Raw genomic sequence first — 14,525 nt, 5'->3', positions numbered from 1 at the left:
GCGGGGTCGTTATAGTAGCCAGCCCCCGCTGCCCGCCCATGGAGTGCCGATGACCGTCCTTGTTTCCGGAGCCACCAGCCAGATCGGCCGGTTCCTGTTGCCGCGCCTGCTGCAGGTGCACGGCCAGGTGCAGGCGGTGAGCCGGCGGCCGCAACCGGCGCAGGACGGAGTGCACTGGCTGTGCGGGGATCTGGCCAGCGCGCTGGACAGCGTGCCGTCTGCCGAGTGGCAGGCGATTGCCAGTTTCGGGCCGCTGGAAGGGTTGGCGCAGTGGTTGTCGCGGCAGGCCCGCGCGCCGGCTCCACGGGTCATCGCCACCAGCTCGATGAGCGTGCTGAGCAAGCAGGATTCGGACCAGGCCGACGAGCAGGACGTGGTGGCGATGCTGCAGCGGGGCGAACAGGGCCTCATCGAGCAGGCCGAGCGCCTGGGCATGGCGTGGACGATCCTGCGGCCGACCCTGATCTATGGCGCCGGCATCGACCGCAGCATCACCCCGATCGTGCAGCGCGCGCTGCGCCTGCGCCTGTTCCCGATTCCGCGGGCCGAGGGCCTGCGCCAACCCGTGCATGCCGACGATATCGCCCGCGCGGTGGTGGCCTGCATCACCACCGGTGCGGCGTCGGCGCGGGTGCTGGAGATCGGCGGCGGTGAACGCCTGCCGTATCACGCGATGTTCCGCCGCGTGCACGCCAGCCTGGCGCAACCGACCTTGCCGCTGCCACTGCCGGGCTTTGCATTGCGTGGCCTGGCGGCGGTGCTGCCGCGCGCGCGCGGCCCGGTATCACGCCTGCAGCAGGACCTGGTCGCCGACAACGGTCCGCTGCTGGCGCTGCTGGGTGTACACCCGCGGCCGTTCAGGCCGGAGGCGGACATGTGGCAGCCGATGAGTGCCGCACAGGCGCTGCAGCGGATCGCAGCGCATCCCGGCAACCACTGACGGTGCAGATCCGCCCCCCGGCGGAGGCTCTGCTACCATCCTCGGCCTTGTTCCCCGCGAGTACGTTCCATGCCTGACGCGCCATCCGGATCGGCCCCCGCCGAGCGCATTGGCGTCGCGCTGTGCACCTACAACGGTGCACGCTACCTGCAGGCGCAGCTGGACAGCATCCTCGACCAGGATCTTCCGGTGAGCGAAGTGGTGATCGGCGATGATGGTTCCAGCGACCAGACGTTGCCGTTGCTGCAGGCCTTCGAGGTGCGCGCGCAGGCGCTGGGCATCCGGGTCGAGATCGCCCGGCACCCACGCAACCTCGGTTATGTCCGCAACTTTGCCGACGCGCTGCAGCGCTGCCAGGCCGACATCCTGTTCCTGTGCGACCAGGATGATGTCTGGCATCCGGGAAGGGTGCGCCGCTACGTGCAGCGCTTCCACGCCGAACCGGGCCTGATGCTGGTGCACAGCGATGCACGGCTGGTGGATGCGCAGGGCGCGCCGCTGGGCCAGCGGCTGCTGGAGGTGCTGGTGGTGCATCCGGCCGAAGTCGAACTGGAACGCTCGGGCCGTGCGATCGATGCCATCCTGCTGCGCAACTTCGTCACCGGCGCGACCTGTGCGCTGCGTCGTTCGCTGCTGCAGGGGGCGCTACCGGTACCGCCGGGCTGGAGCCACGACGAATGGCTGGCGGTGCACGCGTCGCTGCGTGGAGGCCTGGACATGCTGGCCGAGCCCACCATCGATTACCGGCAGCATGGCAACAACCAGATTGGCGCCAGCCGCCGTGGTTTCCTGCAGCGGCTGCGGCATCTCGATCTGTTCGACGGGAAGGCGCGGCAGCGTACTGCGGGGCGCCTGCTGGCCCTGGATGCCCTGCTGGTGCAGCGCGGTGTCCGCGTTGCACCTGAACGCTTCCAGGGTCTTTCCGCGCTGGCCTGGCGCATGGCCTGGTCGCGCCTGCAGCTGTATCGCCGGGCGGGCGTGCAGGCGCGCTGGATCGCTCACGACGCGCCGCGGCTGTTCGCACGCTTGGCCAATGTGTGCCTGGCCGGGGCAGGCTGGCGCGGCGTCCGCGCGGCGTTGGTGGGGGCGGCCGCGGGCTGGCGGGAGCCTCGCGCTGCTTGAACTGCAGTGAAACCGCAGGCCATCGCCCGCCAGCCACCACGGCGCCTGCGTTAGACTCGCCAGACCCTATCTGCCCGCAGCCCCAGTGCCCCGACGCTACGATTCCGACGACAACGACGATTTCGACGACGACCAGCAGGACGACAGCCCGCTGTGGCGGCGCCGGCTGATCACCTGGAGCATGGCTGCGGTCGCGTTGGGATTGGGTTTCCTGATTCCCTACACGCTGTACCTGAACCAGCAGGTGACCCAGCGTTTCGGTGAACTGCGCTGGCAGATCCCGACGCGGGTGTATGCGCGCCCGCTGGTGCTCACGCCCGGCAAGGCGATGGATGCGGCCACCCTGAAGACCGAGCTGGCCGCTTCGGCCTACCGCGACGACGGGCAGGGCAAGGAGCCGGCCACCTATGCGGTGAACGGTGGGCGCTTCGTCATCTCCAGCCGCGGCTACAACGACGTTGACGGCCGGGTCGCCCCGCGCCGGGTGGAGCTGTCGCTGGCCGATGGCGGCGTGGCCTCGCTGCGTGATGCCGACAACCGCAAGGCGCTGAAGGCCGCGCGGCTGGATCCGGCGCGCATCGCCACCCTGTACGGCCAGAAGCAGGAAGAACGCCGCCTGATCCGCATGGACGAGGCGCCGGACCTGCTGGTGACCGGCCTGCAGGCGGTGGAGGACAAGGATTTCAACCGTCACCACGGTATCGATCTGTCCGGCATCGCGCGCGCGGTATGGGTGACCATCCGCTCCGGTGGCCAGAGCCGCCAGGGCGCGTCCACGCTGACCCAGCAGCTGGCCCGCAGTGGCCTGCTCGGCATCGGCAAGGAACAGACGGTCACCCGCAAGTTCAACGAAGTGCTGTACGCGCTGATCATGGAAGCGCGTTACGACAAGCGCACCATCTTCGAGGCTTACCTCAACCAGGTGTACCTGGGCCAGCGTGGCAGCCAGGCCATCCACGGCATGTCCTCCGGCGCCGAGTTCTGGTTCGGCCGCGACCTGTCGTCGCTGGAAACCGAGCAGATCGCGCTGCTGATCGGCCTGGTCAAGGGCCCGTCCTTCTACGACCCGCGGCGCAACCCGGAACGCGCGCTGGATCGCCGCAACTTCGTGCTGGGCAAGCTGCACGAAGCCACGCTGATCGACGACGCCGAGTACCAGCGTGCGTTGAAGGCGCCGCTGGGCGTGCCGAAGACGCCGGGCCTGGTGGCGGCCAACCGCTTCCCGGCCTACGTCGACCTGGTCCGCCGCCAGCTGGGCCATGACTATCCGGAATCGGCGCTGCAGGGCGCCGGCCTGAGCGTGATGACCGGCATGTCGCCGTCCGCGCAGGCCTACGCCGAAGGCGCGGTGACCCGTACCATCAAGTCGCTGGAAAGCAAGCGTCGCCCCGAACTGCAGGCCGGCATGGTGCTCACCGACGTGCACAACGGTGATGTGCTGGCGGTGATCGGCAGCCGCGAGGTCTCCGAGGTCGGCTTCAACCGCGCGATCGAGGCACAGCGTCCGGTCGGTTCGCTGCTCAAGCCGTTCGTGTACCTGCTGGCGCTGGCACAGCCGGACCGCTATTCGCTGGCCAGCTGGGTCGACGATTCCCCGGTGACCGTGCAGCTCGGCCGCGGCCGCAACTGGAACCCCGGCAACGCGGACAACCGCAGCCACGGCACGGTGCGCCTGATCGATGCGCTGGCCCATTCCTACAACCAGGCCACCGTACGCGTCGGCATGCAGGTTGGTCCCGAGCGCGTGACGCAGCTGATCCATGTACTGGCCGGCATCAAGGCGGAGGCGAATCCGGCGGTGATCCTCGGCTCGACCGACCAGAGCCCGTACGCGATGGCACAGCTGTACCAGTTCCTGGCGTCCGGCGGCGAGATCCAGCCGTTGCACGCGGTGCGTGGCGTGCTCGATCCGCAGGGCAAGCTGCTCAAGCGCTATGACAAGACGCCGGCACCGGCACAGGAGGGCGACTCGATCGCCGCCAACCTGATCAGCGTCGGGCTGCAGCAGGTGGTCGCCAGCGGTACCGCGCAGCGCCTCAACGCCGACGGCCTGGGCCGGCTGCAGCCGGCCGGCAAGACCGGTACCACCAATGATGGCCGTGACAGCTGGTACGCCGGTTACACCGGCGATCATCTGGCGGTGATCTGGATCGGCAATGACCAGAACGAACAGGCGGGCCTGTACGGTGCCACCGGTGCGATGAGGGTGTGGTCGGGTATTTTCCAGCGCCTGCCAAGTGCTCCGCTGCGTGTCAGCAACAAGGGCCTGGACTGGCAGTCGGTGGCGCCCACCGGCATCAACAGTACCGATGAAGGCTGCCCGGGCGCGCGTCGCTTCCCGTTCGTGGTGGGCTACGCGCCGGCCTATGCACCGTGCGCGCCGCCAGTATCGCCGGACGGGCAGGGTGGAACCGAGGGCGAAGGTGGTGGCTGGCGCAGCTGGTTCGGCCTGGACCGCAAGCCGGACGCCCCTGCGGAACCCGCCGCGGCCCCCGCGGCTGCCACTCCTCCTCCAAGCCGATGATGCCGATGAACATGCGATCCCTGCTGCAGCCCCTGGCCCTGACCGGCCTCAGCCTGGCCTTGGCCGCGTGCGTCAGCAGCGCACCGCCCGTGGCCAAGCCGCCGGTTGATACCACCACGCCGGCGCAGCGCCTGGCCGCCGTGGACGCCGCCGCCGGCCCGGACGACAAGGAGCTGTCGGTGCAGCCGCTGCGCGATTCGCAGGTGGAAGATCTGCGGGTGACCGCGCAGGCGCAGCGACAGGCCAATGATCTGGCCGCTGCGGCCAGCAGCCTGGACCATGCGCTGGAGATCGTGGCGGGTGATCCGGCGGTGCTGCAGGAACGTGCCGAGCTGGCGCTGCTGCAGGGCCAGTGGGCGCAGGCGGAGACATTCGCACGCAAGGCGATCGATCTGGGTTCGAAGACGGGGCCGCTGTGCCGCCGGCACTGGGCGACGATCGAGCAGTCGCGCCTGGCGCGCGGCGAGAAGGAGAATGCGGTGTCGGCGCATGCGCAGCTGGAAGGCTGCACCGTGCCGGGGATCAAGCGGTACTAGATTTCCAGCCAACGGCGCAGCCCCTCGTGGCTGCCTGCATGGTCGCGTGGAGCAAAAGCCGCGCTTGGCCGGGCGGGGTGGGTTCGCGGGGGGCGCCGTGAACCCGTCCTTGGGGGCTTGGCCGCGGCATCCATGCCGCGGACACCCCCGCGAACCCACCCCGCCCGACCTCTGACAGATTCCGTGCGCTGCCAGCCACGGAAAAGAAAAAGAAGATCAAAAGCGGATCGCGCGCTGCGCGCGCTCGCTGTGATTTCTTTTCTTCTTTCCCCGCTTCCTCCAACGCTTCTGACATCCCAGTCGAGCAAGCTCGACTCTACGAAGCATATCCCTCCGTCACCGGGAAACTGTCGAGGGTGGGGCGGGAGGGGCAGGCAGGACCGTTGGCGCCATGGATGGCGCCATCGAGCCCCCAGGGATGGGTTTACGGCGTGTCCTGCCTGCCCCTCCCGGCCCACCCAGCACGTAGAAACCCAGAGCCATGAACAAGCGACGTTGCCGTTGCCGCTGCTTGTGCTCTGGCTTGAAACGGGTGCCGGGCAGCGCCCGGCCGGGTATCCTTTCCGTCTGATGTCCGATCTTGTCCATGCCAGCCGCGAAGCCCTCAGCGACGGCGGCGCGCTCGCCTCGCACCTGGACGCCTTCGTCCCGCGTCCGGCGCAGTTGCGCCTGACCGAAGCCATCGCCGATGCGTTGCAGCAGCGCGATCTGCTGCTGGCCGAGGCCGGTACTGGTACCGGCAAGACCTTCGCCTACCTGGTGCCGGTGCTGCTGTCCGGGCTGCGTACCATCATCTCCACCGGTACCCGCGCGCTGCAGGACCAGCTCTACCACCGCGATCTGCCACGCGTGCGCCAGGCGCTCGGCGTCGGCCTGCGCAGCGCGCTGCTGAAGGGGCGTGCGAACTACCTGTGCCGTTATCGCCTGCAGCAGGCGCGTGGTGAGCCGCGGTTTTCCAGCCCCGAGCAGGCGGCGCAGTTCCAGCGCATCCTGGCCTGGTCCGGTCGTTCCGAGTTCGGTGACATCGCCGAGCTCGACGGGCTGGCCGACGACTCACCACTGCTGCCGATGGTCACCTCCACCGTCGACAACTGCCTGGGCACCGACTGCCCGTTCTGGGACGACTGCTTCGTGGTGCGTGCGCGGCAACGTGCGCAGGCGGCCGATGTGGTGGTGGTCAACCATCACCTGCTGCTGGCGGACCTGGCATTGAAGCAGGATGGCTTCGGCGAACTGCTGCCGGGGGCGCAGGCGTTCGTCATCGATGAGGCGCATCAGTTGCCCGAGTTGGCCGCGCAGTTCTTCGGCGAGGGGTTCGGCATGCGCCCGTGGCAGGAACTGGGCCGCGACTGCCTGGCCGAAGCGCGTGGCGTGGGCGGTGCGCAGTCGGCCTTGCAGGAACCGGTCGACCAGTTGCAGCAGGCGCTGCTGGCGTTGCGTGCAGCGATGGATGGCCTGCCATCGCGCGGCACGCAGTGGCGCGCACTGGCAATGCCACAGGTGCGCGACGGCTTCGATACGGTGATGGCGGGGCTGATGACGCTGGAGCAGGCACTGCAACCGCTGCGCGAAGCCGCCGCTGGCCTGGATGCCTGCCATGCGCGGGCGCGCGAAGCGGTCTCTCGGCTCAGCCGCTGGCTGGGCGATGACGAGCCCAGCCTGGATTTCGACACCGACCCTGCGGACGTGGCGGGTGCGGCCGATGTGCTCTGGTACGAGCTCACCTCGCGTGGTTTCCGCTGCCAGCGCACGCCCATGGATGTGTCCGGGCCGCTGCGTGAGCACCGTGAACGCAGCCGGGCAGCATGGATCTTCACCTCCGCTACGCTGACCGTAGGCGGTGGCTTTGATCACATTGCCACGCGACTGGGCCTGGACGATCCGCATACCCTGGTCCAGCCGAGTCCGTTCAACTGGCCCGAGCAGGCGCTGTGCTACCTGCCCGAAGGCCTGCCCGATCCGGCCGCGCGTGGCTTCGGCACCGCGTTGATCCAGACCCTGCGGCCGGTGCTGCAGGCGTCGCAGGGCAGGGCATTCCTGCTGTTCGCGTCGCATCGCGCCCTGCGCGAAGCCGCCGAGGCACTGCGCGACGGGCCGTGGCCGTTGTTCGTGCAGGGCGAGGCACCGCGCGCGACCCTGCTGCAGCGCTTCCGCGAATCGGGCAATGGCGTGCTGCTCGGCTCGGCCAGTTTCCGCGAGGGCGTGGACGTGGTCGGCGAAGCGTTGAGCGTGGTGATGATCGACAAGCTGCCCTTCGCCGCTCCGGACGACCCGGTGTACGAGGCACGGCTGGAGGCGATCCGCAGCCAGGGCGGCAACCCGTTCCGCGACGAGCAGCTGCCGCAGGCGGTGATCGCGTTGAAGCAGGGTGTCGGCCGCCTGATCCGCAGCGAGAGCGACCGCGGGGTGCTGGTGCTGTGCGACCCGCGCCTGCTTAATCGCGGCTATGGCCGGGTCTTCCTCGATTCGCTGCCGCCGTTCCGCCGTACCCGCAGCCTGGCCGATGTGCAGGCCTTCTTTACGCCACAATGGGCACCCGTGGCCGATGATGCCGTTCCGGCCACCGCTGCGGCGGGCCCGGATCTGGCGCCCGGCGCCACGTTCCCCCTGTTCTGACCTGATCCGATGAAACTGCTCGCCTTTGAAACCGCCACCGAAGCCTGTTCCGTTGCCCTGCATGTCGATGGGCAGGTGCTGGAACGTTTCGAGATCGCCCCGCGCCGGCATGCCGAGCTGAGCCTGCCGTGGGCGGAGGCGCTGCTGGCCGAAGCCGGCATCAGCCGCCGCCAGCTGGATGGCATCGCGCTCAGCCGCGGCCCCGGTGCGTTCACTGGCGTGCGCCTGGCCATCGCCATTGCCCAGGGCATCGCGCTGGCGCTGGACCGCCCGCTGCTGCCGGTGTCGACGCTGCAGGTGCTGGCGCTGCGGGCGCCGGCAGAAGAAACGCAGATCCTGTCGGCGATCGATGCGCGGATGGGCGAACTGTATGTCGCACGCTTCGAACGCGTGGACGGCCTGCCGGTTGCATGCGATGCCGAGCGCGTGTGCGCACCGGCTGCGGTGGCGTTGCCGGAAGGGCTGTCGGCCTACGGCGTCGGTACCGGGTTCGGCGCGACCGAAGGCGCTCTGGTGGCACAACTGGGGGCGGGCCTGCGCGGTTTTGATGCCACTGCACTACCGCGTGCGTCGGATGTGCTGGCGCTGGCGGTACCGGCCTTCGCGCGCGGTGAGGCCATTGCACCGGAGAAGGTCGAACCGGCGTACCTGCGCGACAACGTGGCGCTGACCCTGGTCGAGCAGCAGGCCGCGCGCGAGGCGAAGGCGAAGGCCAACGGCTGAGCCCCTCGTGGCGGGGTTGGTTGATCGCGTAAATCAAAAGCCGCGCTTGGCCGGGCGGGGTGGGTTCGCGGGGGACGCCGTGAACCCGTCCCTGGGGGCTTAGCCGCGCCATCCATGGCGCGGATACCCCCGCGAACCCACCCCGCCCAGCCTTTGACAGTTTCCGTGTGCGTCCGCCACGGAAAATCAAAAAAGAAAATCAAAATCAAAAGCCGATCGCTTCGCTCGCATCCACGCGTGGCGTGGATGTGTGTCGACCAAGGTCGACACCCACCAACAGCGATGAGGCGCCGCGATCTGTCGGAGGTGGGGCGGTGTGGGCTTGCAGGACCGTTGGCGCCATGGATGGCGCCATCGAGCCCCCATGGGTGAGGGCGCTTTGCTTGCGAAGCACTGCTTCGCAAGCGCCCGAACGCCCAGCCGCCAGCGGCTGGGCCGGACCCCGGAGGGGGGTTCACGGCGTGTCCTGCAAGCCCACACCGCCCCGCCAAGCCCAACATCCCGACCGCTGCTGTTGACGTTGACGTTGACGTTGACTTTGCTTCGCAGCGGGTCCCGGGCCGCAGGCCCGGGCAGCAAAACCCTATCGATCGTCGTGCAGGGTGCCACCGGGCAGGAATACCCACGTGCGGGTGACCTGCAGGATGTCGATCGCATCGTCTGTCTTCGGCAACGGCGGGAACGGCTGCGCCAGCTTCACCACCCGCAGCGCCGCCTCATCCAGCAAGGGCGTGCCGCTCGAACGCAGGATCCGGCTGCTCTCCACGCTGCCATCGCGGCGCACGCCCACGCTGATCACCACCTGGCCACCGAGGCGGCGCTGCCGGGCCTCGTCCGGATAGTTCAGGTTGCCCACCCGCTCGGCACGGTCGACCCACGCACGCAGGTAATTGGCATAGGCATATTCCCGCGTGCTGGCCGACACGAACTTGCGGTTCGGGCGCTTGGCGTACTGCGCCGAACGCAGGTGCACCTCGGCCGCCAGTCGCGCCATTTCCACGTCGCGCTGCTCACGTGCGCTCAGCGGCGCATCCGGTTCGGGCTGCTCCGGCGTGGGCCGCGCCTGCGCCTGCGCCACCGTGTCCTGGCCATTGCGGCTGCTGACCACGCGTGCCTGCGGCGGCGGAGCCGGCGCGGCCGATTGTTGCTGCTGCGGCACCGGGCTCACCCCGGCCTGGGCCTGCGGCACGATGCCGGCCTGGTTGTCGCGCGGGCGCTGCGCACGGTCGTGCTCACCACCGCCTTCCTGGCTGGCCGCGGCAAGGAAGTCGGCCTGCTTCGGGGTCAGCGCGGTGCGGGTCTGGCTGAAGATCACCTCCAGCGTCGGCACCAATGGCGCATCGCCCTTCACCGCAAAGCCCACGCCCAGGATCAGCAGGGCGTGCACCACGACCGACAGCGCGATGGTCGCTCCCAGCCGCTGCGCTTCGCGCGGTGGCGGGGGCAGCACGGCAGGTGCGGCAGCCATCAGCGCAGGCCGGCCTCGAGCGCGTCGAACAGGGTGCCGGCAATGTTCAGGCCGTACTGGGCATCCAGCTCGCGCACGCAGGTCGGGCTGGTCACGTTGACTTCGGTCAGGTAATCGCCAATCACGTCCAGGCCGACGAAGCGCATGCCACGGCGCTTCATCTCCGGGCCGACCTGGGCGGCGATCCAGCGGTCGCGCTCGCTCAGCGGACGGCCTTCGCCACGGCCGCCGGCGGCCAGGTTGCCGCGGAACTCGTCGCCCTGCGGAATGCGTGCCAGGCAGTAGTCGACCGGCTCGCCGTCGACCAGCAGGATGCGCTTGTCGCCGGCCGTGATGTCGGGAATGAACTTCTGGGCCAGCGCCAGCTTGCGGCCGCCGTCGGTCAGCGTTTCCAAAATCACGTTCAGGTTCGGATCGCCCTGGCCGCTGCGGAAGATCGAGCGGCCGCCCATGCCGTCCAGCGGCTTCAGCACGGCCTGGCCGTGTTCCAGCGCGAACGCTTTCAGCGCCTTGGCGTCTCGGCTGACCAGGGTCGGCGGGCAGCACTGCGGGAACAGCAGGGCGGCCAGCTTCTCGTTGTAGTCGCGCAGGCCCTGCGGGTTGTTGACCACGCAGGCGCCGGCGGCAGCCGCCACGTCCAGCACCTGGGTGTCGTAGATGTACTCGGCGTCGACCGGCGGGTCCTTGCGCATCAGTACGATCTGGCCGGGGCCGAACTCGGTACGGCTGAACGTGCCCAGCTCGTACCAGCCGGACGGGTCGTCGCGCACCTGCAGCGGCGCGGTCTGGGCCACCGCCACACCCCCTTCCAGGGCCAGGCCGCCCGGGCGCACGTAGTGCAGGGCATGGCCGCGGCGCTGGGCTTCCAGCAGCATGGCGAAAGTGGTGTCCTTGGCGATCTTGATGTGGGCGATGGGGTCCATCACCACGATGACGTTCAACGGCATGGGCGCACCTGTCAGGCAAGGCGTTGATGGTAGCGGCAACGCCGGCCGCGCGCCTCCCTGCCGCACTGCAACGCAGCGTCCGCCCGGCGGCAGCGCAATCATTGCGAACCCCGTCACGTTCAGCCGGCCGCCACCCCCTGCGCGGTGGGCCGGCCTTGAAGCGGGCGCGGAAAGTGCGATATAGATACGCTTTCGTAGCGGCCCCCGCCAGAGAACGGGCCGTGCGCTTGGGGATAGGCAATGACTGAAAACACGACTGCGGGCGGGGAACTCGCAGGACTCCGGGTGATGGTCATCGATGATTCGAAGACCATCCGCAGGACTGCGGAAACGCTGCTCAAGCGCGAAGGCTGCGAGGTGGTCACCGCCACCGACGGCTTCGAAGCGCTTGCCAAGATCGCAGACCAGCAACCGCAGATCATCTTCGTCGACATCATGATGCCGCGCCTGGACGGGTACCAGACGTGTGCGCTGATCAAGGGCAACCAGCTGTTCAAGGCGACCCCGGTGATCATGCTGTCGTCCAAGGACGGCCTGTTCGACAAGGCGCGGGGACGCATCGTCGGCTCGGAGCAGTACCTGACCAAGCCTTTCACGCGTGAAGAACTGCTGGGTGCCATCCGCACATACGTCAACGCCTGACCAGGGGGGAAAGGCACAATGGCTCGTATCGTTCTGATCGAGGATTCACCGACCGACCGCGCGGTGTTCACCCAGTGGCTGCGCCGTGCCGGCCATGAAGTGCTGGAAGCGGACAACGCCGAGGATGGACTGCAGCTGGTCCGCGACCAGGTGCCGCAGCTGGTGCTGATGGACGTGGTGCTGCCCGGCATGAGTGGCTTCCAGGCGACCCGGGCCATGGCCCGCGACGCGGCGATCAAGCATATCCCGGTGATCATCGTCAGTACCAAGGCGATGGAAACCGACAAGGCATGGGGCCTGCGCCAGGGCGCGGCCGACTACATCGTCAAGCCGCCGCGCGAGGATGAACTGATCGCGCGGATCAACGAACTGGTGGCCTGATGCGCTCGCCCTTCGACATCCTCGAGGCCTACGAACGGCGCAGCCTGGCCCATGCGGTGCAGCTGCCAGAACGGCAGTTCGCCCTGGACCTGTGGCGTGGCGTCGGTTACCGCGTCGGCCAGCGCCGGCTGGTATCCGATTTCCGCGAAGTGGTGGAAATCGTGCCGATGCCGCCAGTGACCCCGGTGCCGTGTGCACAGCCGTGGCTGCTGGGCGTGGGCAACCTGCGCGGCAACCTGTTTCCGGTGGTCGACCTGAAGTACTTCCTGGAAGGCACGCGTACCGTGCAGCAGGAAGGCCAGCGCGTGCTGATCATGCGCCAGGCCGGTGGCGACGTCGCGCTGACCATCGATGAACTGTTCGGCCAGCGCAGCTTCGAACTGGACCAGCAGATCGCGGCCGGCACGCTGGCCGAAGGGCGCTACGGCCATTTCGTCGACCGCGCCTTCCATGCCGACGGCCACGACTGGGGCGTGTTCTCGCTCTCGCTGCTGTCGCGCACCCCTGAATTCCGGCAAGCCGCGGCCTGAGGCCGGGCATCGCCCCCTGCATTGAAGATCGAGGTTGAACGATGAGTACTGCTTCGGACGCCACCAAATCCGGCAAGCTGCGGCTGGGCGGCAGCAACCTCTGGCTGTTCCTGCTGCTGGCATCGATGATCCTGTTCGGCGTCAACACCGGCGTCGCCACCTGGCAGGGCAGCCGCCTGGCGGACGCCGGTTCCAAGGCTGCCGACCTGCAGGTGCTGTCACAGCAGCTGGCCAACCAGGGCCGTGACGCCGTCGGCGGCAACGCGCAGGCGTTCACCGCCTTCAAGGCGACCCGCAACGCGATCGAGCAGAACGTGTCGACCCTGCAGGGGCGCTACGGCAAGGAGCCGGGCGTGTCCGGTGCCATTGCCACGCTGGGCGAGACCTGGGCGCCGCTGGGCAAGCAGGCCGGGCAGCTGGTTGCCAGCGAGCCGGCGGTGCTGGCCCTGGCCGGCAACGCCAACAACTTCACCGGCGCGGTGCCGGGCCTGCAGGCCCAGCTGAACGAGCTGGTGCGCGCGATGTCCGCCTCCGGCGCTCCCTCGGCGCAGGTGTACAGCGCGCTGCAGCAGGTGGTGGTGGCCGGCTCGATGGCCCGCCGCGTGACTGAAATGCGGGCCGGTGGCAGCGCCGCGGCCACCGCCGGTGACGCGCTGGCCCGCGACATCACCGTGTTCTCGCAGGTGCTCGACGGCCTGCGCAACGGCAACGACGAACTGGGCATCACCGCCGTACGCGGTGCCGCCGCCATCGCCGCGCTGGAACAATCGCAGCAGAAGTGGGAGGCGATGAAGCAGGACGCCGACGCGATCCTGGCCAGCTCGCGCCAGCTGTTCGCCGCGCAGTCGGCCGCCACCGCGCTGGGCCAGGGTTCGGCGCACATGCTGGATGACAGCCGCAAGCTGTTCGAAGCGTTCTCCTCGTTCGGCTCGGTGTCCGATACCCGCCTGTTCCCGAATTTCTGGATCGGCGTGGTGTCCGGCGCGCTGTCGCTGATCGCGATCATCGGCTTCGTTTCCACCAACGTGCGCAGCCGTTCGCGCGAGCAGGAACTGCGCTACCAGACCCAGGTGGAGTTCAACAGCCGCAACCAGCAGGCGATCATGCGGCTGCTGGATGAAATCTCCTCGCTCGGCGAGGGTGACCTGACGGTGAAGGCCTCGGTGACCGAGGACATGACCGGCGCCATCGCCGACGCAATCAATTACGCGGTCGACGAACTGCGCCACCTGGTGACCACCATCAACGACACCTCGGCCAAGGTCGCGCTGTCCACCCAGGAAACCCAGGCGACCGCCATGCAGCTGGCAGAGGCGGCGGGCCACCAGGCCAACCAGATCACCTCGGCCTCGGACCGCATCGGCGAAATCGCGGCGAGCATCGAGCAGGTGTCGCGCAACTCGGCCGAATCGGCCGACGTGGCACAGCGCTCGGTGGTGATCGCCGCCGAGGGTGCCGGCGTGGTGCGCGAGACCATCCAGGGCATGGACCAGATCCGCGACCAGATCCAGGAAACCTCCAAGCGCATCAAGCGCCTGGGCGAGTCGTCGCAGGAAATCGGCTCGATCGTGGAACTGATCAACGACATTTCCGAGCAGACCAACATCCTGGCGTTGAACGCCGCCGTGCAGGCCGCCTCGGCGGGCGAGGCCGGTCGCGGTTTCGCGGTCGTGGCCGACGAAGTGCAGCGCCTGGCAGAACGTACCTCGGGTGCGACCCGACGCATCGAAAACCTGGTGCAGGCGATTCAGGCCGACACCAACGAAGCGGTCACCTCGATGGAGCAGACCACCGCCGAAGTGGTGTCCGGTGCGCGCCTGGCCGAGGATGCGGGCACAGCGCTGACCGAGATCGAGCGCGTGTCCAATGCACTGAACACCCTCATCAAGAACATCTCCATCGCTGCCCAGCAGCAGTCCGCGGCGGCCTCGGACATCACCCGCACCATGGGCGTGATCCGGCAGATCACCGGCCAGACCTCGCAGGGTGCCGGGCAGACCGCCGAATCGATCGGCCACCTGGCGCAGCTGGCGGCCGACCTGCGTCGTTCGGTCGCCGACTTCAAGCTGCCGGCGTGACGCGGGCAGGGCGGCGAG

The 14,525-nt window shown here is 68.7% G+C and carries 12 protein-coding genes; 10 read left to right on the top strand and 2 right to left on the bottom strand.

Annotation, left to right across the window (positions count from 1 at the left end; genetic code table 11):
* Window positions 1-49 precede the first annotated feature (49 nt).
* The 6 genes from N5C18_RS16570 (at window position 50) to tsaB (ending at window position 8,461) form a co-directional block, all read left to right on the top strand.
* On the top strand, window positions 50-940 hold the full coding sequence (locus N5C18_RS16570) for an NAD-dependent epimerase/dehydratase family protein (protein WP_053450553.1): 891 nt from the start codon (window positions 50-52) through the stop codon (window positions 938-940).
* A 69-nt stretch (window positions 941-1,009) separates the two neighbouring features.
* Window positions 1,010-2,062: a glycosyltransferase family 2 protein gene (locus N5C18_RS16565; RefSeq protein WP_279935710.1), complete on the top strand. Its 1,053-nt coding sequence runs from the start codon at window positions 1,010-1,012 to the stop codon at window positions 2,060-2,062.
* An 85-nt stretch (window positions 2,063-2,147) separates the two neighbouring features.
* Window positions 2,148-4,586, top strand: coding sequence for a penicillin-binding protein 1B (mrcB, locus tag N5C18_RS16560; RefSeq protein WP_279945143.1), 2,439 nt, complete (start codon window positions 2,148-2,150; stop codon window positions 4,584-4,586).
* A gap of 11 nt (window positions 4,587-4,597) precedes the next feature.
* Window positions 4,598-5,122, top strand: coding sequence for a hypothetical protein (locus N5C18_RS16555; RefSeq protein WP_053511711.1), 525 nt, complete (start codon window positions 4,598-4,600; stop codon window positions 5,120-5,122).
* Window positions 5,123-5,692: 570 nt separating this feature from the next.
* A complete protein-coding gene (locus tag N5C18_RS16550) occupies window positions 5,693-7,738 on the top strand; it encodes an ATP-dependent DNA helicase (protein ID WP_279945142.1) in 2,046 nt (681 codons plus the stop codon).
* Window positions 7,739-7,747: 9 nt separating this feature from the next.
* Window positions 7,748-8,461, top strand: coding sequence for a tRNA (adenosine(37)-N6)-threonylcarbamoyltransferase complex dimerization subunit type 1 TsaB (tsaB, locus tag N5C18_RS16545; RefSeq protein WP_164088090.1), 714 nt, complete (start codon window positions 7,748-7,750; stop codon window positions 8,459-8,461).
* A 583-nt stretch (window positions 8,462-9,044) separates the two neighbouring features.
* Here the strand turns inward: tsaB and N5C18_RS16540 are convergent.
* On the bottom strand, window positions 9,045-9,929 hold the full coding sequence (locus N5C18_RS16540; RefSeq protein ID WP_053450548.1) for an energy transducer TonB: 885 nt from the start codon (window positions 9,927-9,929) through the stop codon (window positions 9,045-9,047).
* A complete protein-coding gene (gene gshB, locus N5C18_RS16535; RefSeq protein ID WP_053450547.1) occupies window positions 9,929-10,876 on the bottom strand; it encodes a glutathione synthase in 948 nt (315 codons plus the stop codon). Before gshB ends, N5C18_RS16540 begins: the two co-directional genes overlap by 1 nt.
* A 240-nt stretch (window positions 10,877-11,116) precedes the next feature.
* Here gshB and pilG point away from each other — a divergent pair, with 240 nt between their 5' ends.
* The 4 genes from pilG to N5C18_RS16515 are packed head-to-tail and all read left to right on the top strand — an operon-like array spanning window position 11,117 to window position 14,507.
* Window positions 11,117-11,518, top strand: a complete 402-nt coding sequence (gene pilG, locus N5C18_RS16530; protein ID WP_005418455.1) for a twitching motility response regulator PilG — start codon at window positions 11,117-11,119, stop codon at window positions 11,516-11,518.
* An 18-nt stretch (window positions 11,519-11,536) separates the two neighbouring features.
* The gene (locus tag N5C18_RS16525) at window positions 11,537-11,899 is read left to right on the top strand and encodes a response regulator (protein WP_005410717.1); all 363 of its coding nucleotides are present in this window, start codon (window positions 11,537-11,539) and stop codon (window positions 11,897-11,899) included.
* On the top strand, window positions 11,899-12,429 hold the full coding sequence (locus N5C18_RS16520) for a chemotaxis protein CheW (RefSeq protein WP_006464979.1): 531 nt from the start codon (window positions 11,899-11,901) through the stop codon (window positions 12,427-12,429). The genes N5C18_RS16525 and N5C18_RS16520 overlap by 1 nt, the downstream gene beginning before the upstream one ends.
* A 41-nt stretch (window positions 12,430-12,470) precedes the next feature.
* Window positions 12,471-14,507, top strand: a complete 2,037-nt coding sequence (locus N5C18_RS16515; protein WP_008266837.1) for a methyl-accepting chemotaxis protein — start codon at window positions 12,471-12,473, stop codon at window positions 14,505-14,507.
* The last annotated feature ends 18 nt before the right edge of the window (window positions 14,508-14,525 follow it).

The sequence above is a fragment of the Stenotrophomonas sp. GD03930 genome, assembly GCF_029839665.1.
GTDB classification, from domain to species: domain Bacteria; phylum Pseudomonadota; class Gammaproteobacteria; order Xanthomonadales; family Xanthomonadaceae; genus Stenotrophomonas; species Stenotrophomonas forensis.
Note: the sequence above shows the minus strand (reverse complement) of the source record. Positions and strands in the feature narration are given on the sequence as shown.